General features: G+C 63.2%; 22 protein-coding genes. 16 read left to right on the forward strand and 6 right to left on the reverse strand.

Annotated elements, in window-relative coordinates:
- The first annotated feature begins 13 nt into the window (after positions 1-13).
- The 11 genes from KW842_RS12275 (at position 14) to KW842_RS12325 (ending at position 12,822) form a co-directional block, all read left to right on the forward strand.
- The gene (locus KW842_RS12275) at positions 14-1,396 is read left to right on the forward strand and encodes a sodium:solute symporter family protein (RefSeq protein ID WP_218304390.1); all 1,383 of its coding nucleotides are present in this window, start codon (positions 14-16) and stop codon (positions 1,394-1,396) included.
- Between the two features lie 80 nt (positions 1,397-1,476).
- A complete protein-coding gene (locus KW842_RS12280; protein ID WP_218304391.1) occupies positions 1,477-2,646 on the forward strand; it encodes a porin in 1,170 nt (389 codons plus the stop codon).
- Between the two features lie 51 nt (positions 2,647-2,697).
- Entirely contained in the window at positions 2,698-3,201 is a 504-nt protein-coding gene (locus tag KW842_RS12285; protein WP_218304392.1) for a sorbitol dehydrogenase family protein, read from the forward strand.
- 10 nt (positions 3,202-3,211) lie between these two features.
- On the forward strand, positions 3,212-4,852 hold the full coding sequence (locus KW842_RS12290) for a GMC family oxidoreductase (protein WP_218304393.1): 1,641 nt from the start codon (positions 3,212-3,214) through the stop codon (positions 4,850-4,852).
- Positions 4,849-6,231 (forward strand): cytochrome c, encoded by a 1,383-nt coding sequence (locus KW842_RS12295; protein WP_218304394.1) that lies wholly within the window; start codon positions 4,849-4,851, stop codon positions 6,229-6,231. The genes KW842_RS12290 and KW842_RS12295 overlap by 4 nt, the downstream gene beginning before the upstream one ends.
- A gap of 2 nt (positions 6,232-6,233) precedes the next feature.
- Positions 6,234-6,716, forward strand: coding sequence for a sorbitol dehydrogenase family protein (locus tag KW842_RS12300; RefSeq protein ID WP_218304395.1), 483 nt, complete (start codon positions 6,234-6,236; stop codon positions 6,714-6,716).
- A 19-nt stretch (positions 6,717-6,735) separates the two neighbouring features.
- A complete protein-coding gene (locus KW842_RS12305) occupies positions 6,736-8,340 on the forward strand; it encodes a GMC family oxidoreductase (protein WP_218304396.1) in 1,605 nt (534 codons plus the stop codon).
- Entirely contained in the window at positions 8,333-9,670 is a 1,338-nt protein-coding gene (locus KW842_RS12310; protein WP_218304397.1) for a cytochrome c, read from the forward strand. Before KW842_RS12305 ends, KW842_RS12310 begins: the two co-directional genes overlap by 8 nt.
- Before the next feature lie 63 nt (positions 9,671-9,733).
- Positions 9,734-11,323, forward strand: a complete 1,590-nt coding sequence (locus KW842_RS12315; protein ID WP_218304398.1) for a methyl-accepting chemotaxis protein — start codon at positions 9,734-9,736, stop codon at positions 11,321-11,323.
- A gap of 15 nt (positions 11,324-11,338) precedes the next feature.
- On the forward strand, positions 11,339-12,136 hold the full coding sequence (locus tag KW842_RS12320) for an alpha/beta fold hydrolase (protein ID WP_218304399.1): 798 nt from the start codon (positions 11,339-11,341) through the stop codon (positions 12,134-12,136).
- The gene (locus KW842_RS12325; protein ID WP_218304400.1) at positions 12,136-12,822 is read left to right on the forward strand and encodes a hypothetical protein; all 687 of its coding nucleotides are present in this window, start codon (positions 12,136-12,138) and stop codon (positions 12,820-12,822) included. Before KW842_RS12320 ends, KW842_RS12325 begins: the two co-directional genes overlap by 1 nt.
- A gap of 6 nt (positions 12,823-12,828) precedes the next feature.
- On the opposite strand, the gene KW842_RS12330 is transcribed toward KW842_RS12325, so the two are convergent.
- Positions 12,829-13,602 carry a head GIN domain-containing protein gene (locus KW842_RS12330; RefSeq protein WP_229223652.1) on the reverse strand — a complete coding sequence of 258 codons (774 nt, stop codon included), beginning with the start codon at positions 13,600-13,602 and terminating at the stop codon, positions 12,829-12,831.
- Between the two features lie 146 nt (positions 13,603-13,748).
- On the opposite strand from KW842_RS12330, the gene KW842_RS12335 reads away from it, so the two are divergent.
- Both KW842_RS12335 and KW842_RS12340 read left to right on the forward strand, forming a co-directional pair.
- Positions 13,749-14,393, forward strand: a complete 645-nt coding sequence (locus tag KW842_RS12335) for an SAM-dependent methyltransferase (RefSeq protein WP_218304402.1) — start codon at positions 13,749-13,751, stop codon at positions 14,391-14,393.
- A gap of 63 nt (positions 14,394-14,456) precedes the next feature.
- Complete coding sequence (locus tag KW842_RS12340; protein ID WP_218304403.1) at positions 14,457-15,572, forward strand: type IV pilus twitching motility protein PilT; 1,116 nt, start codon at positions 14,457-14,459, stop codon at positions 15,570-15,572.
- Here the strand turns inward: KW842_RS12340 and KW842_RS12345 are convergent.
- The 4 genes from KW842_RS12345 to KW842_RS12360 form a co-directional block, all read right to left on the reverse strand.
- Entirely contained in the window at positions 15,569-16,837 is a 1,269-nt protein-coding gene (locus KW842_RS12345; RefSeq protein ID WP_218304404.1) for a cytochrome c, read from the reverse strand. The genes KW842_RS12340 and KW842_RS12345 overlap by 4 nt on opposite strands.
- Positions 16,834-17,535 (reverse strand): c-type cytochrome, encoded by a 702-nt coding sequence (locus KW842_RS12350; RefSeq protein WP_218304405.1) that lies wholly within the window; start codon positions 17,533-17,535, stop codon positions 16,834-16,836. Before KW842_RS12350 ends, KW842_RS12345 begins: the two co-directional genes overlap by 4 nt.
- Positions 17,536-17,569: 34 nt before the next feature.
- A complete protein-coding gene (locus tag KW842_RS12355) occupies positions 17,570-18,154 on the reverse strand; it encodes a 3'-5' exonuclease (protein WP_218304700.1) in 585 nt (194 codons plus the stop codon).
- An 82-nt stretch (positions 18,155-18,236) separates the two neighbouring features.
- Complete coding sequence (locus KW842_RS12360; protein WP_218304406.1) at positions 18,237-18,716, reverse strand: ProQ/FINO family protein; 480 nt, start codon at positions 18,714-18,716, stop codon at positions 18,237-18,239.
- Between the two features lie 420 nt (positions 18,717-19,136).
- Between KW842_RS12360 and rpoD the strand changes: the two genes are divergently transcribed.
- The 3 genes from rpoD to KW842_RS12375 all read left to right on the forward strand — a co-directional run bounded on the left by rpoD (position 19,137) and on the right by KW842_RS12375 (position 22,308).
- Positions 19,137-21,602 (forward strand): RNA polymerase sigma factor RpoD, encoded by a 2,466-nt coding sequence (gene rpoD / locus KW842_RS12365; RefSeq protein ID WP_218304407.1) that lies wholly within the window; start codon positions 19,137-19,139, stop codon positions 21,600-21,602.
- A gap of 89 nt (positions 21,603-21,691) precedes the next feature.
- Positions 21,692-22,069: a GFA family protein gene (locus tag KW842_RS12370; protein WP_218304408.1), complete on the forward strand. Its 378-nt coding sequence runs from the start codon at positions 21,692-21,694 to the stop codon at positions 22,067-22,069.
- Positions 22,069-22,308 (forward strand): hypothetical protein, encoded by a 240-nt coding sequence (locus KW842_RS12375; protein WP_229223653.1) that lies wholly within the window; start codon positions 22,069-22,071, stop codon positions 22,306-22,308. Before KW842_RS12370 ends, KW842_RS12375 begins: the two co-directional genes overlap by 1 nt.
- Before the next feature lie 32 nt (positions 22,309-22,340).
- Here the strand turns inward: KW842_RS12375 and ppc are convergent, their stop codons facing one another.
- Positions 22,341-25,154 (reverse strand): phosphoenolpyruvate carboxylase, encoded by a 2,814-nt coding sequence (gene ppc, locus KW842_RS12380; RefSeq protein ID WP_218304409.1) that lies wholly within the window; start codon positions 25,152-25,154, stop codon positions 22,341-22,343.
- Positions 25,155-25,284: the final 130 nt, after the last annotated feature.

Here is a 25,284-nt window from a genome sequence, read left to right on the forward strand (position 1 = left end):
CAGCTGACATGAGATGAACGCCTTCGGACCTGCGGACACCGGCATCATCATTGCGATGGTGGTGGCCTACATTGCGCTGACCGCGTGGCTGACGGCCCGCTCGCGCAGCAAGTCGTCGAGCGAATTCATGGTCGGCGCGCGCAGCATGCCGGCGGTGGTGGTGGGGATTTTGATGGTCTCCGAGTTTGTCGGCGCCAAGTCCACCATCGGCACCGCGCAGGGCGCGTTTGAATCGGGCATGGCCGCATCGTGGGCCGTGCTGAGCGCTGCCATCGGCTTCCCGCTGTTCGGGCTGCTGCTGGCACGCAAGCTGTACAACTCGGGCGAATACACGATCTCCGGCGCGATCTTCCAGCGCTACGGCCGCTCGACGCAACTGATCGTGTCGCTGATGATGATCTACGCGCTGTTGCTGGTTAATGTAGGCAACTATGTCAGCGGTGCGGCGGCGATCGCCACGGTGCTGCACATCGGCCTGCTGCCGGCGGCGCTGGTGATCGCGGCGGTCAGCACGTTTTACTTCGCGTGGGGCGGCATGAAAAGCCTGGCCTACGTCAACATCTGGCACAGCGCCGTCAAATACCTTGGCGTGCTGATCGTACTGGCAGTGGCGATGAGCATGACCGGCGGCGTGGCGCCGCTGCAAGCCTCGCTGCCGCAGTTTTATTTCACCTGGGACGGCACGCTGGGCGCGTCGACCATCGTGGCTTTTTTTATCGGCAATGTGGGCGCGATCTTTTCGACGCAGTACATCGTGCAGGCGATCTCATCGACCCGCAGCGCCGACGGTGCGCGCCGCGCCACCTTCATCGCCGGCGCGCTGGCGATACCGATCGGCATCGCGCTCGGTCTGATCGGCGTGGCCGCGCGCTATCTGTATCCGGACATGCAAAGCTTGTACGCGCTGCCGATTTTTTTGCGGAACATGAATGTGTTTCTGGCCGGGCTGGTGACGGTGTCGCTGGTGGCCGCGATTTTTGCCGGCGTCAGCACGGTGGCGCTGGCGATCGCCTCGCTGGTGGTGCGTGATTTCTATGTGCCGTTCTGCCAGCCCGGCGCCGAGCGCGAATTCCGCGTGACCCGCTGGCTGGCGCTGTTGATTGGCTTTATCCCGCTGGCGTTCGTGTGGTTCGCACCCGGCCTGTTGCAGTTGTCTTTTTTTACGCGCGCCTTGCGCCTGTCGATTTCGGTCGTCGCCATCATCGGCCTGTACCTGCCTTTCTTTGGCGGCAACCGTGGCGCCACCTGCGGCTTGCTGGCGGCGACGGTCACCACGACCATCTGGTACCTGCTGGGCGATCCCTACGGTATCGACAATATGTATATCGCGCTGGTGACGCCAGCGATCGTGATCCTGGTCGAGCGGCTGCTCGGCTGGTCGCGGCATTCGCGCTGACGGCGCGGTAGGCCAGGCGTGTTGCGCGTGACGCGCCGCCTGGGTTTTTGTCGCCTGGTGCGACCTCATTTGGAAAAGCTATGAAACAACCTAAACTCCTGATCCTGGGCGGCGCGCTGCTGTCCGGCGCCTGCGGCATGGCCGCCGCCCAATCGACCGTCAGCATGTACGGCATCGTCGATGTTGGCATCACCCACATCGACAACCTGCCTGGCGGCGCCAAGACCTATATGCGCTCCGGCTCCAAGGACGGCAACCGCCTGGGCTTCCAGGGCAGCGAGGATCTGGGTGGCGGCCTGAAGGCGATTTTCAAGCTGGAGGCCGGTTTCAATACCGATGACGGCACCTCCGGCCAGGCCGGCAGCCTGTTCAACCGCGCCGCCTTCCTCGGCCTGAGCGACAAGAAACTCGGTACGCTGACCCTTGGCCGCCAATACTCGGCGTATTTTGATGCGGTGAATCCGCTGGGCCCTGTGCCGGTGGTAACCGGTGCGGCTGGCGACCATCCGGGCGATATCGACGGCTTCGACATCACCATCCGCAGCAATAATGCGATCAAGTACACCTCGCCGACCTGGCGTGGCTTCACCGCCAGCGCCATGGTGGCCGCCGGCGAGCAGGCCGGCCACGCCGGCAGCGGCGGCGAGCATAGCGCGTCGATCAAATACGAAGGCGGCGGCTGGCGCCATGCGCTGGCTTACCAGGTGCTGAAGAACGGTCCGAATCAAACCAACTGGGACACGGCCGCTTCTACCAGCTTCTCGAAATCGGCGGTCAATGCAGGCTATCTGTCAGCATCGGACGTGCAATACATCGCCGCCGCCACCCGCTATCAACAGTCGAACTGGAGCCTCGGCGGTTCGTTCAGCAACGTGCAGTACCACGCCAACGCCGCCTCGCTGTTCCGCGACACCGCCACCTTCAACACCGGTGCGCTACTGGCGACCTGGCAGACCGGCAGCCCATGGCTGCTCGGTGCCGGCTTTACCTACACCCGCGCCAACCGCGCCAACGGCATCAGCGACAACGCCAACTACCGCCAGTTCTCGCTGCAGCAGGCTTACTGGCTGTCCAAGCGCACCGCGATCTACATCCTGGAAGCGACCCAGCGCGCGCGCGGCCAGACCCTCGGCGCCAATGGCGTCAGCGTGATCGACGCCAACGCCACCGTCGGCGTATCGCAATCGGGCAGCGTGGCGTCCGACCGCAACCAGATGCTGCTGGGCATAGGCTTGCGCCACTCGTTCTAAGCACTTGGCGCCCGCGTGCAAGCGCGGGCGCCTGAGATCAAGGTGAAACACATGGCACTAACTAGACGCAAATTTTTGCTGGGCGCGGCCACCGTATCGGCCACCTGGCTGACCTGGAGCACTGTCCCGGCCTGGGGCCTGGCGCCGGCGCCGCTGCAGGCGGAGTTCATGCAGGTATCTGCGCTGCTGGTCAACCACCGGCTCGACCCGCGCGTCGGCGCGCGCATGGCTGCCGCCGCCGCGCAACAGTATCCGCAATATGGCGAGATGATGCGCTCGATCATCGCCATCGCCGCCGCCAAGCAGGCGAAAACGGTGGAAGACTTCTTTGCCGATATTCCCGGCGGCCCGCTGACCGAGTTCGCGCACTGGATCATCTTCGCCTGGTACAGCGGCTGCTCGTCGCCGAAGAAAGATGCGCAAGTGTTTGCCTATGAAACCGCGCTGACCTACCAGACCACGGCCGATGCGGTGGCGATTCCTTCCTATGGCTTTTCCGGCCCGAACCAGTGGGGCCGTCCTATCGTGCCGCTGACGCCGATGCCGAGTTTCTGAAAGACCTATCATGCCTATTTCAACAAGCGCCGACGTGGTGATCGTCGGCACCGGCGTCGTCGGCGTGGCGATTGCCGAAACATTGCTGGACGCCGGCATCTCTGTGCAGATGCTGGAAGCCGGCCCGCGCGTCAGCCGCGCCGAAGTGGTGGAAAATTTCCGCAATCTGCCGCTGGCGCTGAAGGGCGATCCTTCGTCCTGCTATCCGCCGGCGCCATGGGCGCCGCATCCGATGCCGTCGCAGGAAACCGCCGAGGACGCGTATCTGCAATTGAGCGGCCCGGACCGTTACGCGCAAAGCTTCATCCGCTACGCCGGCGGTTCGACCTGGCACTGGGCCGGCACCTGCTGGCGCCTGACGCCGGATGACATGCGCCTGCAAAGCAAATACGGCGTCGGCCGCGACTGGGCCTTCGACTACCAGACGCTGGAACCATACTACGCGCGCACCGAACACACGCTGGGCATCTGCGGCCCGTCCGATCCGGTTTTGCAATGGCCGCCGGGCGAAGCGCTGCGCTCCAAGCCCTATCCGATGCCGCCGCTGCCGTTCGGTCCCGGCGAGCAGCGCTTTACCGATGTGGTGAAAACGCTCGGCTACCACAACATCCCGACCGCGCAGGCGCGCAACAGCGGCACCGCGTATGATGACCGTCCGGCTTGCTGCGCCAACAACAACTGCGTGCCGGTGTGCCCGGTCGGCGCCAAATACGACGCCGCCACCGCGCTGTCACGCATTGAAGCCAAGGGCGCGGTGATTACGCCGAACGCTGTCGCTTACCGCGTCGAAACCAATGCCGCCAACCACATCGAGGCCGTGCATTATCTCGACCAGAACAAACAGCCGCACCGCGTCACCGGCAAGTTGTTCGTGCTGGCCTGTAACGGCATCGAAACGCCGAAGCTGCTGCTGATGTCCAAGGATGACCGCAATCCGCAGGGCGTCGCCAACAGCTCTGACCAGGTTGGCCGCAATATGATGGACCACCCGCAGCTGACCATGACGCTGACGCTGGAAGAACCTTACTGGGCAGGCGTTGGTCCGGTGGTCAACAGCGGCATCATGGAAACCTCGCAAGGCGATTTCCGCAGCGAACACGCCGGTGCCTACTTCCGCTTCAATAATTTCGCGCGCAACCGCTTCGTCACCTTCAACGCCTTGAAGAAGGGCCTGGTCGGCAAGGCGCTGGATACCGAAATCCGCCGCATGACCGCCTGCACCGCCGATATCGTGCTGGCGCACGAAGTGCTGCCCGATCCGGACAACCGGTTGACGCTGTCGGATAAGCGTGACTGGCTGGGCCTGCCCAAGCCGGCCATCTACTACGACGTCGGCGATTACACGCGCCGCGCTGCCGAGCAGTATTCGATCCCGATCGGCAAGCGTATCGCTGCCGCGATGGGGGCGACCGACATCAAGATCAGCCCGAAATTCAACCAGAGCAAGCACATCATGGGCGGCACCATCATGGGCAACGATCCAGCCAGCTCGGTGGTCAACGCCGATTGCCGCGCGCACGACCACGAGAATCTTTACCTGCCGGGCGGCGGCGCGATGGCCAGCACGGCCTGCGGCAACAGCACCATCACCATGGTGTCGCTGGGCTTCAAGGCAGCGGACGCCATGGTGCGCCAGCTGAAGGGGGCATGATGCGTCAACTATTGATGCTACTGGCAGCGCTGACGCTGCACGCCGAAGCCGCCACTTTCGATACCGCCACCGTGGAGCGCGGCCGCTACCTCGCCACCGCTTCCGACTGCATGGCCTGCCACACGGCGCGCCATGGCAAGGCGATGGCCGGCGGACTGGTGCTGGCTTCGCCGGTGGGCGATATCGTCTCCACCAACATCACACCATCGAAGCAATACGGCATCGGCAACTATAGCGAGCAGCAGTTCAGCGACGCCGTACGCAAGGGTGTCCGTGCCGATGGCCAGAACCTGTATCCGGCCATGCCGTACACCGCCTACGCGGTGATGACTGACGACGATATCCGCGCCATGTATGCCTACTTCATGCAGGAAGTGAAGCCGGTGGAACAGGGCAGCAAGCCGACCGACCTGCCGTTCCCGATGAGCGTGCGCGCATCGATGAAGGTGTGGAACGCCATGTTCCTCGACCATAAACCGCTGACGCCGGCGCCGCAGCGCCCCGCGCAATGGCTGCGTGGCCGCTACCTGGCCGATGGTGCTGCTCACTGCAGCACCTGCCACACACCGCGCGGCCTGCTGATGCAGGAGAAGAAGGAGCTGTACCTGACCGGCTCGCAAGTCGGCCCGTGGTACGCGCCGAATATCACCTCGCACCCGACCTCCGGCATCGGCAGCTGGAGCGAGGCGGAACTGGTGCAGTATCTGCGCACCGGCCGTGTGGAAGGCAAGGCGCAGGCGGCAGGCAGCATGGCGGAAGCCATCAGCTACAGTTTCAGCCGCCTGAGCGATGAGGATCTGAAGGCCATCGCCGTCTACATCAAGGATCTGCCGCCGATGGCCGGCGATGAACCGGTATCGCGCTTCAATCAGGGCCAGGCTGGCAATGCGCTGCCCAGCTTGCGTGGCAAAAGCTATCAGGAGAACGCCAAGGGGCCGCATCTTGGTGCGCAAGTGTTCTCGGCGAATTGCGCCTCGTGCCATGGCTTCAATGGCCAGGGGACGGCGGATGGCTACTACCCGAGCCTGTTCCATAACTCGGCGACGATGAACAACAGCAATCTGCTGGCGACCATTCTGTACGGCGTGGAGCGCGAAACCCGGCATGGCCATGTGTTCATGCCGCCGTTCGGCGACCAGGTCAATGCCGTCAACCATTTGTCAAACGACGAAATCGCGGCGCTGGCCAATTACATCCAGGTCAGCTACGGCAGCGGTGCGCCGGGCGTGAAAGCGGAAGACGTGGCGGTGATACGCCAGGGCGGTCCGCAGTCGCACCTGCTGTTGCTGGCGCGGCTGGGCATGGTCGCGGGCCTGCTGGTGCTGTCGGCACTGATCATTGTAGTGTTGCGCCGCCGCGCCAAACAACAAGGGAAATGAAGATGAAGACGTATCCAATGTCGCGCCGTGGCGCGCTCAAGGTGGTCGGCGCGCTGATGCTGTCAGGCGCCGCCGGCCAGTTGTTGCTGACTTCACGCGCCAAGGCGGCGCTGGCGTCGGCGTCGCCGCAGCTGAACGCCTTCATGGCGGTATCGGCGACGCTGACCGGCAAGCCACAGTTGAATGTGCTGCTGGGGCAGGCGCTGCATCCGGCCTTGCAAAAGGCCGTGCCCGATTTTGACGCCACGCTGGCCAAGCTGCAAGCGCTGCTGGCGCAGGGCGATGACCTGAGCGCGGATCACAAGGCCGAGCAGGCGCTGAGCCAGGCGATCCTGCAAGGCTGGTATCTGGGCGTGGTGGGCAAGGGCAAGAAAGCTGTCTGCGTTACCTATGTGGACGCACTGTCCAATCTGGCCGTGGCCGATGTGCTGGTGCCGCCAAGCTATTCCTATGGTCCCTGCGGCACCTGGTCGGCCAAGCCGTGAGCAACTCTGAAAGAATGTGATGAATAATATGAATTCGGCCGATGTGGTCGTGATCGGGGGCGGCATCTGCGGATCGCTGCTGGCCCGCAAGCTGGCAATGGCCGGCAGCACTGTCCTGATGCTGGAATCCGGCCCGCGCGTTGGCCGCGCGGAGCTGGTAGAGCGTTATCGCCATTCGGCGTTCAAGTCGGACTTCATGGCGCCGTATCCGTTTTCGGAAATGGCGCCGCATCCGACCTTTACACCGGAAGCCAACAAGTACATCGAACAAACCGGGCCGCACGCGTTTCAGGCGCAGTATATCCGCATGCTGGGCGGCACCAGCTGGCACTGGGCGGCGCAGATGTGGCGCTACCTGCCGGGCGATTTCCGCACGCAGTCGCTGTATGGCGTCGGCAAGGACTGGCCGATCAGCTATGAGGACCTGGAGCCGTACTACTACGAGGCGGAAGTGATCGCCGGCGTAGGCGGTTCGCCGGATACTGGCTCGCCGCGCAGCAAGCCGTTCCCGATGGAGCGCGTGCCGGCATCCTACTTCCAGCAGCGCGTGACCGACCGCCTGGCGCCGACGTTTTCAGTGCTGGACGATTGTACCGCCCGCAATAGCAGCAGCTTTGATGGCCGCCCGGCCTGCTGTGGCAATAACAATTGCATGCCGGTGTGTCCGATCGACGCGCAATACCATGGCGGCATTTCTGCTACCAGCGCCGAGCAGGCTGGTGTCAAGATCATTACCGAGGCGGTGGTGTACAGCTTTGAGCATGACGCCAGCGGCGCCATCGTCGCCGCCAATTACTACGACTGGAACAAGCTCAGCCACCGCGTCACCGGCAAGACTTTCGTCATTGCCGCCAATGCGATCGAGTCGGCCAAGCTGCTGCTGATGTCGACCAGCGACAAGTTCCCGAACGGCTTGGCCAATAGCACCGGCAACGTCGGCCGCAATCTGTGCGATCACCCGGCGATAGGCGTTACCTTCGACATGGACGAGCCGGTGTGGCCGGGCCGTGGTCCGGTCAGCCCGTGTTCGATAGGCCAGTTCCGCGACGGCGCGTTCCGTTCTGAGCATGCGGCGTTCCGTATCGATATCTCGAATGCTTCGCAGGTGGCGTCGGTGACCAAGGAGCTGATTGGCGAAGGCGTGTATGGCGTCAAGCTCGAAGGTGCGATTCGTGACCGTGCTGCGCGCCGCGTCAGCATCAAGAATGCGCTGGAGCAGCTGCCGGACCCAAATAACCGCGTCACGCTGGGTAAATACAAGGATGCGCTGGGTTTGCCGGTGCCGAGCATCTTCTGGAATGTGGATGACTACGTGCTGAAGGGCACGGAAGAAACCCGCAAGCGCTATGACCAGATCGCCAAACAGCTTGGTGCGACCAATATCAAGCACAGCAAGGCGGGGGCGTTCAGCAACCGCCAGCACATTACCGGCACGCTGTCGATGGGCAAGGATGCGGCGACCAGCGTGACCGATCCCTTCGGCCGCGCGCACGATCATCCGAATTTGTACATGGTCGGCACCGGCGTCATGCCGACGGTCGGCACCTGCAATGTCACGCTGACCGCTGTCGCGCTGGCGCTCCGCACCGCAGACAAGATTCTGTCGGAGGCACGCCATGGTTAAGCTGATGCATATCCTGATCGCCAGCGCCGCATTGTTAGCCGCTGCTGTCGCCGGCCCCGCGCTTGCCGCCTCGCCGGCGGGTTCGCTGGCTGCGCAAATCGAACGGGGCAAGTACCTGGCTACGGCAGGCGACTGTGTAGCCTGCCATACGCAGACCGGCGAGGCGCCGTTCAGCGGCGGCGTGGCAATCGCCAGCCCGCTGGGCACGATTTACTCGACCAACATCACGCCATCGCGCAAGTCCGGCGTTGGTGCGTACACGCAGGAGCAGTTCAACCGCGCAGTGCGCGGCGGCGTGCGCGCTGACGGCAGCCATCTGTACCCCGCAATGCCGTACACGGCCTACGCCAAGGTGAACGATGACGACATGGCCGCACTCTACGCCTACTTCATGCATGGCGTCACCGCCAGCGACAACGCGCCGCCGCCAACCCAGCTGCCGTTCCCATTCAATATCCGCGCTTCGATGGCGGTATGGAATGCGCTATTCCTGGACACCCAGCCCTTCGTCGCCGATAAGAGCAAGTCGGTGGAGTGGAACCGTGGCGCCTACCTGGCGCAAGGCCTGGCCCATTGCAGCACCTGCCACACGCCACGCAACTTCCTGATGGCCGAGAAGCACGATCTCTACCTGCAAGGCGGCTCGCTGGGCACATGGTACGCCCCCGCCATCACCCCAGGCAAGAACGGCTGGGACCAGCAGGCGCTGATGGATTACCTGCGTACCGGCCACGCCAAAAATGGCGCCACCGCCGCCGGCCCGATGCTGGAAGCAATCGACAAGAGTTTCGCCAAAATGGATCCGCAAGACATCCAGGCGATGGCGGCCTACTTGTCCGACCTGCCTGGCGCCAAGCATGACGCCACGCCAGCCGCCGTGGTGCCGCCAGTCTCCGGCAGCGACATCGCCGAGATGGCCGGCAAGGCCAGCGCCGGTGAACAGCTGTACCGCAACAGCTGTGCCGCCTGCCACCAGAACAACGGCGACGGCATGCGCGGCCTGCCTGCGCTGCGCAACCACACCGTGCTGCATCAGCCGAACGCCGACAACGTCAGCATGGCGATTCTGGAAGGCGTCTGGCCCGAAGAAGGCCAGGGCATGCCGGGCTTTGCCCACGAGCTGAGCGACCAGCAGATCGCCGATCTCAGCAACTATGTCATGACCACCTTCGGCCCCGGCAAGGCAAACACCGACGCCGGGCGCGTGGCGGCGTTGCGCCAGGGCGGCGCAGCGTCGCCGCTGTTGTGGCTGGCTCGTGGCGGCATGCTTGCCGCCGTGGTGCTGCTGATCTTCCTGTTGCTGGCCTGGCGCCGGCGCAAGACGGCCTGACCGTTTCATCCTCGCCGCCACAGCACCAGAGCGGAGAGGCAATCCCATCAAAAAGGAATCATCATGAAGTGGTTTTACGATCTGAATATCGCGAAAAAACTGATCCTGTCGTTCAGCGTGGTGCTGTTGCTGACCCTGATCCTCGGCGCGACCACCATCAGCAGCATGGGGCGGCTGAATGTGGCGACGCAAAAATTGTCCGAACAGTCGCTACCCAGCATGCGCTATATCCTGGCGCTGAAGGCGGCAGTCAACACCAAGCGCCGCTATGAAATGGAACAGCTGCTGAGCGATAACGCGGAGCATATCGCACGCTATGACAAGCTGGTTGAGCGCATGCTGTCCAAAGTCGATAAATTGCAGGGGCAATATCAGGACACCATCAGCACGCCCGATGAGCGCCAACTGCTGGAGCAATTTGTGCGCGTGCGCGGCGACTACTCGGTCGAACGCCGCAAGATTTCCGAACTGGCGCGCCAGGGGCATCGTGATGAAGCGGTGGCGCTGGCCACCGGCCGTTCTTTCGAGCTGATGAACCAGCAGGCGGATGTGCTCGACAAGATCGCCCAGTTCACCCAGGACAGCGGCGACACGGCCGCGCGGGATGCCGAGCAGGCGTATCTGTCGGCACGCAACGTGGTGATGGGCGTGCTGGTGGTGGACATCGCCGCCGGCGTACTGCTGGCATTGTGGCTGGCGCGCATCGTTTCCCTGCCGCTGCAACGTGCGGTGGCGGTGGCGCGCCAGGTGGCCGATGGCGACCTGACGGCTGACGTGCGTGTAACCTCGGCCGACGAAACCGGCCAGCTGATGGCAGCGCTGAAGCACATGAACGGCAGCCTGCAACGCCTGGTCGGCCAGGTGCGCGGCAGCACCGACACCATCGCCACCGCCTCGACCCAGATCGCGGCCGGCAACCAGGACTTGTCGTCGCGCACCGAACAGCAGGCCAGCTCGCTGGAGGAAACCGCATCGTCGATGGAGGAACTGACTTCCACCGTCAAGCAGAACGCCGACAATGCGCGCCAGGCCAATACGCTGGCGTTGTCGGCCTCCAGCATCGCCGCCAAGGGTGGCGATGTGGTGGGGCAGGTAGTTGATACCATGGCATCGATCAATGCTTCTTCCAAAAAAATTGTCGATATCATTGCGGTGATCGATGGTATCGCGTTCCAGACCAATATCCTGGCGCTGAATGCGGCGGTCGAAGCGGCGCGCGCCGGTGAACAAGGACGCGGCTTTGCCGTGGTCGCGTCGGAAGTGCGCACGCTGGCCCAGCGCTCGGCTGCCGCCGCCAAGGACATCAAGACGCTGATCGGCGATTCGGTGGAGCAGGTGGAGGCAGGCACGCAACTGGTGGATCAGGCCGGGATCACAATGGGCGAGATCGTTTCCAGCATCACCCGCGTGGCCGACATCATGAGCGAAATTACCGCCGCCAGCCAGGAGCAGAGCATCGGCATCGAACAGGTCAACCAGGCCATTACGCAGATGGACCAGGTGACGCAGCAGAATGCCGCGCTGGTCGAGGAAGCCGCCGCAGCGGCCGAAGCGATGCAGGAGCAGGCCAGCGGCCTGAGCGAGATGATGAGTGTGTTCAAACTCGCGCCGGCCACAGCGTCGCCGAGAACTTACCCGATAGCGTTGCAATAAGGGTAAGATGGCGGGATGCGAAAACTCATCCCCTCTATCCTCCTGCTGGCCGCTGCCGGCGCCCATGCCGAACCGCCAGCCGGGCAAAACGCCCTGGCCGGCGCCCAGGTCAAAGTTGACGTTGGCGGCCGCAAGCTCAATCTGTATTGCACCGGTAAAGGCTCGCCGACCGTGCTGTTCGAGGCTGACACCGGCCGTGCCGGCTGGGACTGGTCGGCAGTCCTGCCGGAAGTCGCCAAGCGCACCCGCGCCTGCGTCTATGACCGGGGCGGCCTGGGTTCAAGCGACCCGATCATCCGCGCTTCGACGGTGGCCAATGCCAGCAAGGACCTGAGCTTCCTGATCAAGAACGCCCACCTGGAAGCACCGTTCGTGCTGGTCGGCGCGGGCTATGGCGCGCTGGTGGCGCAGCAGTTCACCTGGCGCTCGCGCGGCACTGTCACTGGACTGGTGCTGGTCGAGCCGCTGCATGAAGACGCCTTGCCTGCCGACCGCAGCGCGCGCCTGGACGGCGTGCTGGCCTGCCTGAGCGCGGCCGAGCAGGGCAAGTTGGGCGAAGGCTGCGACTATCCAGCCACCGCCATCAACGGCGAGATCGGCCCCGCGCTGGCCGCAGCCCAGGCGGCCCAAGTGCGCAAGCCAAGCTACTGGCGGGCCCGCGCTTCTGAACTCGATAGTCTGGATACCAGCGCCGGCCAGGTGCGCAACGCGCGCAAACCGTTTGGCGACTTGCCGGTGATCGAGGTGAAGCAGGGCGAGCCGGCGGCCATCAGCGCCGCCATCACCCAAGTGCTGGATAAGCTGAAACCATAATGCCGCCCAGGCGCGCCATACCCGGCATGGCAGTGGTAGTGGCGCTCCATCTGGCGCTGCTGTGGCTGGCGTTGCGGCCAGTGCAGCGGCCAGCGGTGCGCGATAACCGGGTATGGCTGCAATTGCCGTTGCATCCGATGCCGTTTCCATTGCCGCAGGTGGATTCATGGTTCACACCCGAACGCAAGCCGGCTTTACCGAAAGCTCCTCGGCAGCCACGGCCACCCGCGATCATTGCCGCGCCCGAGCCGGCACCCATGGTGACCGCCGATAGCCCCGAAGTGGCAGCTCTGCTGGCGCCACCCGCACCAGTGCCATCACCATCATCCTCACCGCCAGCGGATGTGGTGCGCCAGGCCTTGCAAGATGTCGCCGCCATTGACCGCCAGTTGCGCGCCGAGCATCCTCAGCCAATGAACGCCGAGCCTGGCGCGCTGAGTGCCAGGCTGGCCAAGGGCATGGCCGCAGCGCACGCCGCAGTCAAGCCGAAGTGGTTTGAGCAAGCGCGCATCGAGCTGATTAGCGCGCCCAACGATCCCAAGCGCATCTACCGCGTCACCACGGCGCTGGGCGAATACTGTCTGTACTATCCAGACACGGGCAGTATCGCTTTCAATAGTAATGCGAAGTCAGGACACGCCGGTGCAGGCCAGCCGAAAGTAGCTGGCTGCCCGGTACCGTTTTGAAGCCGATCACATCGGCGCCGCGCCAAGGCGCTTGATGGTGCCGGAACCCATGATGCTTTTGCTGATCTGCGGATCGCCGTAGTAGTTGATGTCGCCGGAGCCGGCCACGCTGAGGTTCAGGGTTTTCTTCGCCCACACGGTCGCCTGGCCGGAACCGCCAATGCTGACTGTCGCGTCGCGCGCCTGCAACTGGCCTACCTGCACGCGGCCGGAGCCGCCTATCGACACTTGCAGGCGTTCGGTGTTGCCTGCGGCTTTCAGGTTGCCGCTGCCGCCGAGTGCGATCGCCACCGATTCGCTTTCCAGCTGATCCACGCTGAAAGAGCCGGAACCACCAACGTCGATTTTCAGGTTTTCACCGCGCAGGCGGTCAGCGCTGACGTTGCCCGAGCCGCCGATCGACAGTTTCTCCAGCGTGCGTGCCTGCACCACGACTTTCATGTGGCGCGTGTCCAGCCGCAGGTTGTTCCTGGCCGGGCGGATGCGCAGCACGCCGTCTTCGACCACCGTTTCCACCAGCGCCAGGACATTGTCATCGGTCTCCACCGTCACGCCTTCGCTATTGCCCAGGCGGATTTCCACGTCGCCGCCAATGCCGACTGACAGCGCGCGGAAATGGCCTACTTCGCGGTTCTGCTTGATGATCTTGCCGCTGCCTTGCACGCGCTCGCCGCCGCTCATCCAGCTCAGCGGCCCGGCGTGGGCGGGCAGCAGGGGCGCGGTGGCGGCCAACAGGCCGGTGGACAGCAGCAGGGCAGGCAGAATGCGATTGACGGTCATGGTGTTCTCCTCGAAATCATTGATCTTGAGTCTGCATCCTACGGACTCGGCCGCGCCAGCGTAGCCGTGCTGCGACGAATTGCAGTCTGCGCGGAGCAGAATGCAGCCAGCCGGGAATAGGCCGCGCATGAGGTATGATGCGGGCTATGCTTACTATAACCATCAAACAGGGCAAGGAAAAACGCCTGCTGGCCGGCGATATCCTCATCTACGCCACCGCCATCGAGCGCGTTGACGGACGCCCGCAAGAAAAGAACAAGCCCGGCGCCACCGCCATTCTGCAAACCTCGTCGCGCCAATTCCTGGCGCGCGCTGCGTACAACCCGAATTCCGAGGTGCGTGCGCGCGTCTGGAGCTACAAGGAAGACGAGCCGGTCGATCACGCGATGATGAAGCGCCGCGTGCGCGCCGCCATTGCCAAACGCGCCGCCGCCGTGCGCGCCGCCGCGCCGACCGACATCGTGCCGGTGATACGCGGTGATGACGACGGTTTGCCCGGTCTGCTGGTCGATAGCTGGGGCGGCACCGCCGGCTATCTGATCTGCCAGTTCCAGTCGGCCGGCGTCGACGCCTGGAAAGTGCCGATTGTGCAAGCCCTGCTGGCCGATACCGGTTGCCCGAATGTCTACGAGCGCTGTGACGAACTGGTGCGCAAATCGGAAGGCCTGCCGGTGTTTTACCGTGCGCTGGCGGGCGAGGAACCACCCGAGCATGTGCTGGTGACGGAAAAAGGCCAGCGCTTCAGCATGGATTTGCGCACTGGCTTCAAATACCCTAAGTTGCGCGATTAAAAAGTTTCGGCGTTGCAAGTTTTCTCTTATAATCATCCGGCATCCACGGAGATTTGAGCAGAGATGGAACACTACCAATCGTCGCAAATTCGCACCCTGAGCTATATCGAGAACGAAGACCATCCGGTCTTCGGCACGCTGGTCGAGCAGATCCTGCACCTGCTGAACTCCAAGCTGATTTTCAGCGATATCCTGATCCACCAGAACAGCCCGCTGATGCTGCGCCAGCCGAAAGGGCTGGTTGCCGTCACCGACTCGCCGATCACGCGCGAGGAGCTCCAGGAATTCTTTGAAGTGGTCGAACCGAACTGGGCCGAGCGCATCCAGGACCGTGCCTTCGACCGCGCGGTCGATCTGCACACGGCCCGCATCCGTGCCAACTGCTTCAGCTTCCAGGGCCGCAAGCGCCTGGGCTGCGTGATCCGCCGTTTTCCGAAAGAACCGATGCCGCTGGCCAAACTGGGCCTGGGCAAGCACGAACAGAACTTCGCCAGGCTGACCAGTGGACTGGTGCTGATTATCGGCGACACCTGCCAGGGAAAATCAACCACCATCGCTTCGATGCTGGACGAGATCAACAAGCACCGCTCGGGCCACATCATCACCATCGAAGACCCGGTCGAGACGCTGATCCCGCAGCGCCAGTGCGTGATCACCCAGCGCGAAGTCGGCGCCGATGGCGACGTTGAGAGTTTCTACCTGGGCGCGCTGGATGCGCTGCGCGAGCGGCCGGACGTGATCGTCATCGGCGAGATCCGCGACGCGCAAACTGCGCAGGAAGCACTGGCGCTGGCGGAAGCCGGTCCGCTGGTGCTGGCCTCGCTGCATGCACGTTCGACCGAGCTGGGCTTGCAGAAGATGCTGCGCCTGCTGGGCAACACCGAAGCGCAGGCGCAGGCGCTGGCGCACGCCTTGCGCGGCGTGCTGTGCCAGGCGCTGCTGCCTGCCGTGAAGGGCGAGCGCTACTATCTGGCCACGGAATGTCTGACCAATAATCCGGAAGTGACCGAGATGATCGCCAACGGCCAGATTTCCAATCTGCGCATCTGGATGGAAGACAAGCCGGGCGAGGGCTGCCACACCATGAATACCTCGCTGCACGCGCTGCTCGACGAAGGCAAGATCGCGGTCGATGATGCGCGCAACGCCACCACCGACCGCATCGGTTTTGTCGCCTAATCCAGCGGCACGGCGCGGTAGCGGTTGACCTCGGTGGCGCCGACCGGCGGCGCGTTGTTGCCCCAGGCGCTGCGCAGGTAGGAAACCACCTGCGCCACTTCCGTATCGTTCAGCGCATGGCTGAATGGCGGCATGCTGTACGGCCGCGGATTGCCTGCCGTGCCCGGCGCAAAGCCGCCGTTCAGCACCATGCGGATCGGGTTCACCGCGCTGTCCATCGTCAATGCCTGATTGCCGGCCAGCGGCGGATACGCTGACGGCTGGCCAGCACCGCTGGCGCCGTGGCAGTCCGCACAGTGTTTTTCGTACAGCTTGCCGCCCGCTGCCAGGAAGGCCACGGCTTGCGGACTATTGTCACGCTCAAATGGCGCTGGCTTGGGGGCTGGCGGCAGTGCTTGCAGGTAGACGGCCATGGCGTTGATGTCGCTGTCATTCAGATGTTGCAGGCTTTGCTGTACCACTTCCGCCATCGGACCAAACACCGTGGCGCGTGGCGAGACGCCGGTCTTCAGCAACGCCGCCAGGTGTGCCTGTTGCCAGTCGCCGCGCGCGTTCAACGCCGGTGCGTACCAGCCCTGGGCCGGGATCATGCCGCCGGACAGGCTCTCACCCTTCGATGCGCCCAGCGGGTTGCGCGCGCTGTGGCAGGCGCTGCAATGGCCCAGCCCTTGCACCAGGTAGGCGCCGCGATTCCATTCCACCGATTGTCCGGTTTCTTCGCGGAAGACCGCCGGCTTGAAGTACAGCGCGCGCCACACGGCCAAGGAGATTTGCAGCTTGTACGGGAAGCGCAGCTGATGCGGCTGATTGGCCTGGATTGCTGCCGGCACTGTCTGGAAGTAGGCGTATAGCGCGTTGGCGTCGTCGCGGGTGATGCGTGTGTAGTTGGTGTAGGGGAAGGCTGGATAAAGCAGGCGGCCGTCGCGCGATTTGCCGTTGTGCAGGGCGCGCCAGAAATCGTCGGCGCTCCACATGCCGATGCCGGTGGCGCGGTCGGAGGTGATGTTGGGCGAGATCACGCTGCCGAATGGTGTTTGCAGCGCGCGGCCACCGGCATAGGCCTGGCCGCCGCGCGTGGTATGGCAGGCCATGCAGTCGCCGGCCTTGGCCAGATAAGCGCCGCGCGCGACGCGCTCGGCTTGTGACAGTTTGGCAGTCTGCGTCGGCGGTGGGCCGATGTCGTCGGTTTGCCAGAGCAGCCAGATCGCTGCGGCGGCGATGCTGGTCAGCACGGCGGCGATAAGGGTATAAACGATTTTCCTCATTGCGCACCTCCGGCCGGGGTGGGCACGCTGCCGCAGGCGATCGGCAGTGGCGCGGGCAGGCTGGTGGCGGGGCGGGCAGAGGCGTCGGGCGGCTGCTTGCTGAGCCAGGCGGAGAGGGCGGCGACATCCGCCACGCTGAGGCGGCCTGCGATGTCGGCCATGCAGTCGGGCGCGGCGGCGCGGCGGGTCTTGCTCTTCCAGTTGCCGAACTGGGCGTTGATGTAATCGCTAGGCAGGCCCAGCAGGCCAGGAATGGCCGGCTCAACGCCGGTCAGTCCGGCGCCGTGACAGCTGACGCAGGCGGGTATCTTCTTGCCCGCATCGCCTTGCCGCACCAGCGCCTCGCCGCGCGCCAGTTGTGCTGCGGAGGCGCTGGCGGCGCTGCCTGCAGCAGCCACTGCATAGGGCGGATGCCGGGCGGCGAAATAATCGGCAATCTCGCGCAGATAGGCGTCCGGCAGGTGCGCGACCATATAGGTCATCATCGGATAATGCCGGTGGCCGTCGCGGAAATTGCGCAGCTGGTTGTAGAGGTAGCCGGCTGGCTTGCCGGCGATGCGCGGGAAGTAGGCGTCGCCGCGCTCCTTGACGCTATGGCACGACAGGCAGGCGGCGATGCGCTGCTCCAGCGTGTCCGGTGCGGTGGCCGGCGCGGCGCTGAGCGCGGCGGCCAGACCGAAGGCAGAAAAAATCGGCATACCCCTCCTTGTACAGGCGGCGCATGCCGCATGCCTAGGATATACCGGGTTTTGGCTGTTTTGGCAACTTGACTGATTTGAGAGGCGGCAGCTGGTTGCCCAGCCCAATCCAGTGGCGATACACGCGCAACGCCACCTGGGCGTCGTCGGCCGCGTACAGGATCTGCTTTTCGTTCAGGCGCGGCAAGGCCCAATTGGTCGTGGAAATCTTTTTGGATTTCTGCAGCTTCAGGCCGAAGAACTTGGCCACCGCCGTCTTCGCGCCCAGGTCGTTGCGCTGGCCCGGCGTGCGCAGCGCCACCGACATGTCGACCACGCCGGCGCAGCGGATATCCAGCTTGGCATACATGCGCTTGACATCGTCCGCCAGGCCGAAGCCGATCTTCAGCGGCAGCGGCCGCTCCAGCACCGCCAGCAGCATCGCGCGGATGTGTGGCTCGGTGCTGTCGCCGATCTGGAACAAATAGGCTTTGCGGTCGGTGGCAAACTGGATCAGGTGCGGCCCGGTCGAGGTTTCGCCACGCGTGAAGGTCGGCTTGGACTCGGTATCGAAACCGATGGCGTCGCACACCAGCAGGGCGTCGCGCGCGACGACAGCCTGCTCTGGCGTGACCACCATGTAAACATCCGCGATGTCGATGCCGGTGTAGGGCGGCAGATCGTCTTCCGCCGCTACCGCCGGCAAGGGCTGCTGCTCCAACTCAGCCCTTCTTGGAGAACTTCGCGGCCAGCTGGTTCAGCTTGTCGGCGCGCACGCGTGCGGCTTCCTCGGCGGCCTTGGCTTCGCGCTCGGCTTTCTTGCGATCGGCTTCTTTTTTGTAGCGTTCCTGCAGCACCTGGGTGGCGTGGGCGCGATGGGTATCGGTCACTTCGGCGCCAGGCTTGCCGTCCAGGTCGTGGCGGACCTTGGCTTTTTCCATGACTTTCAGGTAGCGCAGCGAGCCTGTATGGATGCCAAGCGCGGTGCGCATGACTTTACGGTCCAGGTCCGGCATCACGGCCAGCAGCTGTTTATCGATACCGATAGCCAGCGGCAAGAAATCGCGGAATGCGGGGAATTGGGTTTGCAACTGTTTCAGCAGGCTGCGCGGGGTCAGGGCGGCAGTCGCCGGTGCGGAGGCAGCGGTTGCTGGCTCGGTGGCCGGTGGCTGGGGGGTAAGACTAGTGTTCATCGACTTCATAGGTTAAGCAACAGCCGTCAGCATATCATGCAGCCCAGCGGATTGCAGTGCATTTTCGGCCACTGTATCGAATTGATCATCCCGGAATCATGCTTAGGATACGGTTAAGCCGGCGCGCGGACGTGCGTTCGGGGCGTAAAACGTGTATAATGCTCGACGCACTAATGCAGTAACGGTGTGGTTCAGCTTGGAACAGGATGCGATTCGGATGGTCTGACCAAGGGTTTTCAACCCTTCTCATTTGCCCTTCTCATTCTTCCCTGAAAAGAGAAACAAGCCCGTGGCTGGAAAGCGGGCTTTTTTTATTCCGCAGAAAATCGTCAGCTAAATTACAACATTTCCACCCATGCGCACCGCTCGCGGTCGGCGCGGGGCCAGCTTTTTTGTAATTTCTGACGAATACGCATTGAGAGATTTTTAATGACAAAACCGAAAACTTTAACGTTGTCCGTCAAGAAGCCTGCCCGCGCTGCCGCTGCGCCACTGGTGGTGCCGAAGACGACTCTATCTTATGTGATCGATAACGAAGAGGCAGCGAGCAAAGTAACGGTAGTCAAAAAGAAAACCCGCCTGAGCGCCGCTGCGGAAGCCGCCCAGGTGGATGTGGCTGCGGTCGAGACGGCGGATGAGCCGGCGAAAGCCGTCAAGGTCGCGCGCAAGAGCGCCTCGACCACGGCCACGGCTGCGGTGGACGCGCCGGCGGTTGTGGTCAAGTCGGCGCCGAAGTCGAAACTGGTCAAGGCCAAGGTGGAACCTGCGCCGGTGGTCATCTCCACCGCTGGTCCGGCTGTCAGCCAGGTGACCGATGCCGCTACGCTGGCCTCGATCGACACCTCGGGCTATCTGCTGCCAGGCGTCAAAGTGCCAGGCCGCCGTGGCCGCAAGCCATCTGAATTCACGCCGGAAAACGATGAAGTCGCGGCACTGAACGCGGTTGAACGCGCTGAACTGAAGGCCGTGTCGAAAGCCCGCGAGCGCAAGGCCAAGGGCGGCGCCGATCTGCTGGGCCTGGACCCGAAAGCTTCGGCTGAAGAGCTGGAGAAACGCCGCGCGCAGATCAAGAACCTGATCAACATGGGCAAGGAACGTGGCTTCCTGACCTATGCCGAGATCAACGACCAGCTGCCGGAAAACATCATCGATCCGGAAGCGATCGAAGGCATTATTGCCACCTTCAACGACATGGGCATCGCGATCTACGAGCGCGCGCCGGATGCGGAAGCGCTGCTGCTGAGCGATAACGTCGCCACCGTGACCTCGGACGACGAGGTGGAAGCGGCTGCCGCGACCGCGCTGTCGACCGTTGACTCCGACTTCGGCCGTACCACCGACCCGGTCCGCATGTATATGCGTGAAATGGGCGCCGTGGCGCTGCTGACCCGCGAAGGCGAGATCGAAATCGCCAAGCGTATCGAAGAAGGCCTGAAAGACATGATCCAGGCGATTTCCGCCTGCCCGACCACCATCGCCGAAATCCTGGCGCTGGCTGACAAGATCGAGTCCGACGAAATGAAAGTGGACGATGTGGTCGATGGTTTCGTTGATCCCGACGAAGCAGCGCCGGCCCCGGCCGCCGCCGCTAGCTCGGATGACGAGGACGAAGAAGACGAAGATGACGGCGAGGAAGAAGATGGCGACGTGGGCGGCGGTGCTGCCGGCTACTCGACCGAGCAACTGGCGCAGCTGAAAATCGCCGCGCTGGACAAATTCGCCTTCATTTCCGGCCAGTTCGAGAAAATGCGCAAGGCATCCGGCGGCTACGGCTCCAAGGCCTACGTTGCCGCGCAAGAAGCGATTTCGGCCGAACTGCTGGGCATCCGCTTCACCGCCAAAGTGGTCGAGAAGCTGTGCGACACGCTGCGTGGCCAGATGGAAGAAGTGCGTTCGATCGAACGCGCCGTGCTGGACCTGTGCGTCAACCGTTGCGGCATGCCGCGCGCGCACTTCATCAAAGTCTTCCCTGGCAATGAAACCGATCTGGATTGGGTCGATGGCGAAGTCGATGCTGGCTATCCTTACAGCACCGTGCTGGGCCGTAACGTGCCAGCCGTGAAAGAACTGCAACGCAAAATGATCGACCTGCAGCAACGCGTGGCGCTGCCGCTGGCCGACCTGCGCAAGATCAACAAGCAGATGGCTGCCGGCGAGAAACGCGCCCGTCAGGCCAAGCGCGAAATGACCGTCGCCAACTTGCGTCTGGTGATCTCGATCGCCAAAAAGTACATCAACCGCGGCCTGCAATTCCTGGATCTGATCCAGGAGGGCAATATCGGTCTGCTGAAGGCGGTAGACAAGTTCGAATACCGTCGCGGCTACAAGTTCTCGACCTATGCGACCTGGTGGATACGTCAGGCCATTACGCGTTCGATCGCCGACATGGCGCGTACCATCCGTGTGCCGGTGCACATGATCGAAACTATCAACAAGATGAACCGCATCTCGCGCCAGATCATGCAGGAAACCGGCAGCGAGCCGGACCTGGCGACCCTGGCGGTCAAGATGGAAATGCCGGAAAACAAAGTCCGCGAAATCATGAAGATCGCTAAAGAGCCGATTTCCATGGAAACGCCAATGGGCGAGGACGGCGATTCGCAGCTGGGCGACTTCATCGAAGACAACACCACGCTGGCGCCGCTGGATGCCGCGCTGCACGCCTCGATGCGCAACGTCATCAAGGAAGTGCTGGATTCGCTGACCCCGCGCGAAGCCAAAGTGCTGCGCATGCGTTATGGCGTGGAAATGTCGAATGACCACACGCTGGAAGAAGTGGGCAAGCAATTCGACGTGACCCGCGAGCGTATCCGCCAGATCGAAGCCAAGGCGATGAGCAAGCTGCGCCAGCCATCGCGCTCGGACAAACTGAAAACCTTCCTGACGCAAAACTAAGCGTCAGCGGAGTCAAGGAAAAGGGAGGCCATGCGCCTCCCTTTTTTTCGTCATGCTAAGATCGCCCGCACACTGCGGAGGAGATCGCGATGGACAGTCAGTTGCACGGAAGTTGTTTATGTGGCGGCGTGCGCTACAAGGCGGCGTTGCCGGTGTTTCATTCTAGCCACTGCTATTGCACCATGTGCCAGAAGCAGCATGGCGCGGCAGCCGGCAGCTACGCCAATATGGCCCGCGCTGGTTTTGTGGTGCAGCAGGGCGCCGAGTTGATTACCGAATACGCTTCGTCCGCTGAGGGGCGGCGCGGCTTTTGCCGTGTTTGCGGTTCGACGCTGTTCTGGCGCAGCACGGCGTCGCCAGACCGGATCGCCATCACCCTCGGCACGCTGGAGCCGGAATATGCCGGTCCGGTCGAGCGCGAGCTGTACATCGATACCAAGCCCGCCTGGCTACCGCATGGAGGCTGATGATGCCTGTCAAGGAGATGGATGGCTACGAGGTCGAGTTCACCGGCGAATTGCTGGAAGGTAGCGAGCAGTGGGGCGCTTACGTTTCCATCTTCGCGCCGTCAGATAACCCGATGCATATGAATAACGTCTACCCGAAGCGGCGGGTGGCGGCCGACCAGGCCTTTACCGATCAGCAGTCTGCCGAAGCGGAAGCTGAGCGCGCCGTGCCCGGTATTCTGGAAGAACTGCGCGCATAAGAAAACGCCCCGACTGAGCGGGGCGCTGCTTCTTAGCCAGTGTTGCGCAAACCTGCCGCGACACCATTAATTGACAAGTGAATGCCGCGATGCACCCGCTCATCGGCCTTGCTTTCCGACGACAGCGCGCGGTGGCGCTTGATCAGTTCGACCTGCAAGTGGTTCAGCGGATCGAGGTAGGCGAAGCGGTTCTGGATCGAGCGCGCCAGCAGCGGATTGCCGGCCAGGCGTTCGCCGGCGCCGGTGATGCTTTCCAGGATGCTGATGGTGTTCGCGTGCTCTTCGGTGATGCGCTTGAAGATGCGTTCACGCAGCTCTTTATCTTGCACCAGTTCAGCGTAGCGCGAAGCAATTGCCAGGTCGGTCTTGGCCAGCACCATATCCATATTCGACAGCAGCGTGGCAAACAGTGGCCAGTGCTTGAACATGGCTTGCAGTTGCGCCAGGCGCTCGGCCTTGTCGCCGTCGGCAATCCAGCCGCCGATGGCGCTGGCGAAACCATACCACCCCGGCAGCAGCAAACGGCACTGGCCCCACGAGAAGCCCCATGGAATCGCCCGCAGGTCTTCAATCCGCTTGGTCGATTTGCGCGAAGCAGGGCGTGAACCGAGGTTCAGCTCGGCGATCTCGGCAATCGGCGTGGCGGTGAAGAAGTAGTCGGTGAAGCCCGGAGTTTCATAGACCAGATTGCGGTAGGCCTTGTAGGCGCGATCGGAAATCTCGGCCATGATGGTTTCGAACTGGCGCAGCTGCTTGCTGTGCTCGGAGTCTTCCGGCTGCGGCAGCAGGCTGGCTTCCAGCGTCGCCGCCACCAGCAGCTCCAGGTTGCGGCGGCCGATGTCCTTGTTGGAGAACTTCGACGCGATGATCTCGCCCTGTTCGGTCAGGCGGATCTGGCCGTTGACGGTGCCATGCGGCTGCGCCAGGATGGCGTCGTACGATGGACCGCCGCCACGGCCGACCGTGCCGCCACGGCCATGGAACAGGCGCAGCTTGACGCCGGCTTTTTCAAACACGGTCACCAGATTGGTTTCGGCCTTGTACAGTTCCCAGTTGGAGGTGAGGAAGCCGCCGTCCTTGTTGGAGTCCGAATAGCCCAGCATGACTTCCTGGATCTGGCCTTGCTTGGCGATCAGTTCTTTCACCAGTGGAATCGCCATCACCGCTTCCATGATGCCGGAGGCGCGTTGCAGGTCGGGGATGGTTTCGAACAGCGGGATCACCATCAGGTCCAGTTCTTTTTCCGCGATGCGCAGCAGGCCGAGCTCTTTTTGCAGCAGCAGCACTTCCAGCAGGTCGGAAACCGTTTCGGTGTGCGAGATGATGTAGTTGCGGATCGCGCGTGAACCATAGCGGGCGCGGATCTCGCGCGCCGCGCGCAGCACGCCCAGTTCGGAAACCGTCTCGGCCGAATAATTCACGTACGGCGAATTCAGCAGGCGCGGTTGCGCCAGTTCGCTCAGCAGCAGCTTGACCTTGGCGTCTTCGTCCAGCGCGGCGTAGTCGGCCTGCACGCCGGAGGTGGAGAACAGCTCGGCCAGCACGCGCTCGTGGATGTCCGACGACTGGCGCATGTCCAGCGACGCCAGATGGAAGCCGAAGATGTCGGCGGCGCGCTTCAGCGTGGCCAGGCGCGGCTGCACCAGCACGCTGCCGTGGTTGGCGTTGAGCGAATCGATCAGCACTTGCAGGTCGGTGGCGAAGGCGCGCGCGTCGGCGTACGGCTCGGCGTGGCCAACTTCCTTGCGCAGGATGTTGGTGGCGCCCAGCGCACGCGCGGTCGAGGCCAGGCGCGCATAAATGCCGATCAGCGCGCGGCGGTAGGGCTCATCGGCGCGGTGATCGGAGGTGTCCGGCGACTGGTCGGCCAAGGCTTGCAGTTGCGGCGAGCAGGCGATCATCAGGGTCGAGATCGACAATTCGGCGCCCAGCGTGTGCGCTTCTTCCAGATAGAAGTCGAGGATGGTGGTAGCCTGGCGCGTCAGCGCGTGCGACATGGTATTGCCGTTGACGTTGGGATTGCCGTCGCGGTCGCCGCCGATCCAGCTGCCCATCTGTACATACGGCGCGTCGAGTTGCACGCTTGTGCCGTAGTGATGGGCGATGTCCTGTTCGATGTCATCGTACAACCCCGGCAGCTCGCGCAGGAAAGTGATGCGGTAGTAGGACAGGGCGTTTTCGATTTCGTCGGCCACCGTCAGCTTGGAGTAGCGCAGCATGCGGGTCTGCCACAGCGTGGCGATGCGCGCGCGCAGCAGATGCAGGTTGGCGGCGGTTTCCTTCGGCGTCAGCGGCAGGTCGCGCTCGGCCAGCAGGCGCGCGATGTCGTGTTCCGCATCCAGGATGGATTTACGCTGCACCTCGGTCGGGTGGGCGGTCAGTACCGGCGAGATCAGTGCCTCCTGGAAGAAGGTGGACACGGTTTCCTGCGCGACGCCCGCCTGTTTCAGCTTGCACAGCGCGTAGTTGACGCTGCCTTGCTGCGGATTGGAACCGGCCAGCAGGTGCGCGCGGCGGCGGCGGATGTGGTGCTGGTCTTCCGCGATATTGGCCAGGTGCGAGAAGTAGGAGAAGGCGCGCACCACCGAGATGGTTTGCTCCTTGGTCAGGATTTTCAGCATGCCATCCAGCTCTTTGGCGGCGCCGGCGTCGGCTTCGCGGCGGAAGCGCACGGCGGTTTGCCGGATGGTTTCGACCACGGCGTAGACTTCCTCGCCTTCCTGGTCGCGCAAGACGTCGCCCAGCAGGCGACCTAATAAGCGAATGTCTTCTTTCAGAGGGGCATCCTTATCGGCGCCCGGTTGTTCAGCAGTTGGTTCGTTGAATGCACTAGATTGATTTGCCATGTGTTAAGCCACAAAGAGGTGAAAATATCGGTGCACGGGCGCTTAACCCGGTTTTGCAAAGTGAGCATGCTAAAATTTGTGATCTTAAACACGCGCGTGGTACTGGCTTGTGCCGGTAAGCGTCAGCTAC

The sequence above is a fragment of the Duganella sp. sic0402 genome (genome assembly GCF_019219065.1).
Classification (GTDB): Bacteria; Pseudomonadota; Gammaproteobacteria; order Burkholderiales; family Burkholderiaceae_D; genus Rugamonas.

Excerpts from the sequence above, each read along its gene's own strand:
- KW842_RS12355 (WP_218304700.1), bottom strand. The coding sequence starts at position 18,154 with ATGGTGGTCACGCCAGAGCAGGCTGTCGTCGCGCGCGACGCCCTGCTG.
- KW842_RS12325 (WP_218304400.1), top strand. The coding sequence starts at position 12,136 with ATGCCGCCCAGGCGCGCCATACCCGGCATGGCAGTGGTAGTGGCGCTC.
- KW842_RS12360 (WP_218304406.1), bottom strand. The coding sequence starts at position 18,716 with ATGAAGTCGATGAACACTAGTCTTACCCCCCAGCCACCGGCCACCGAG.
- KW842_RS12305 (WP_218304396.1), top strand. The coding sequence starts at position 6,736 with ATGAATAATATGAATTCGGCCGATGTGGTCGTGATCGGGGGCGGCATC.
- KW842_RS12330 (WP_229223652.1), bottom strand. The coding sequence starts at position 13,602 with ATGACCGTCAATCGCATTCTGCCTGCCCTGCTGCTGTCCACCGGCCTG.
- KW842_RS12300 (WP_218304395.1), top strand. The coding sequence starts at position 6,234 with ATGAAGACGTATCCAATGTCGCGCCGTGGCGCGCTCAAGGTGGTCGGC.
- KW842_RS12335 (WP_218304402.1), top strand. The coding sequence starts at position 13,749 with ATGCTTACTATAACCATCAAACAGGGCAAGGAAAAACGCCTGCTGGCC.
- KW842_RS12290 (WP_218304393.1), top strand. The coding sequence starts at position 3,212 with ATGCCTATTTCAACAAGCGCCGACGTGGTGATCGTCGGCACCGGCGTC.
- KW842_RS12295 (WP_218304394.1), top strand. The coding sequence starts at position 4,849 with ATGATGCGTCAACTATTGATGCTACTGGCAGCGCTGACGCTGCACGCC.
- rpoD (WP_218304407.1), top strand. The coding sequence starts at position 19,137 with ATGACAAAACCGAAAACTTTAACGTTGTCCGTCAAGAAGCCTGCCCGC.
- KW842_RS12285 (WP_218304392.1), top strand. The coding sequence starts at position 2,698 with ATGGCACTAACTAGACGCAAATTTTTGCTGGGCGCGGCCACCGTATCG.
- KW842_RS12350 (WP_218304405.1), bottom strand. The coding sequence starts at position 17,535 with ATGCCGATTTTTTCTGCCTTCGGTCTGGCCGCCGCGCTCAGCGCCGCG.
- KW842_RS12375 (WP_229223653.1), top strand. The coding sequence starts at position 22,069 with ATGATGCCTGTCAAGGAGATGGATGGCTACGAGGTCGAGTTCACCGGC.
- KW842_RS12340 (WP_218304403.1), top strand. The coding sequence starts at position 14,457 with ATGGAACACTACCAATCGTCGCAAATTCGCACCCTGAGCTATATCGAG.
- KW842_RS12280 (WP_218304391.1), top strand. The coding sequence starts at position 1,477 with ATGAAACAACCTAAACTCCTGATCCTGGGCGGCGCGCTGCTGTCCGGC.
- KW842_RS12370 (WP_218304408.1), top strand. The coding sequence starts at position 21,692 with ATGGACAGTCAGTTGCACGGAAGTTGTTTATGTGGCGGCGTGCGCTAC.
- ppc (WP_218304409.1), bottom strand. The coding sequence starts at position 25,154 with ATGGCAAATCAATCTAGTGCATTCAACGAACCAACTGCTGAACAACCG.
- KW842_RS12315 (WP_218304398.1), top strand. The coding sequence starts at position 9,734 with ATGAAGTGGTTTTACGATCTGAATATCGCGAAAAAACTGATCCTGTCG.
- KW842_RS12275 (WP_218304390.1), top strand. The coding sequence starts at position 14 with ATGAACGCCTTCGGACCTGCGGACACCGGCATCATCATTGCGATGGTG.
- KW842_RS12320 (WP_218304399.1), top strand. The coding sequence starts at position 11,339 with ATGCGAAAACTCATCCCCTCTATCCTCCTGCTGGCCGCTGCCGGCGCC.
- KW842_RS12345 (WP_218304404.1), bottom strand. The coding sequence starts at position 16,837 with ATGAGGAAAATCGTTTATACCCTTATCGCCGCCGTGCTGACCAGCATC.
- KW842_RS12310 (WP_218304397.1), top strand. The coding sequence starts at position 8,333 with ATGGTTAAGCTGATGCATATCCTGATCGCCAGCGCCGCATTGTTAGCC.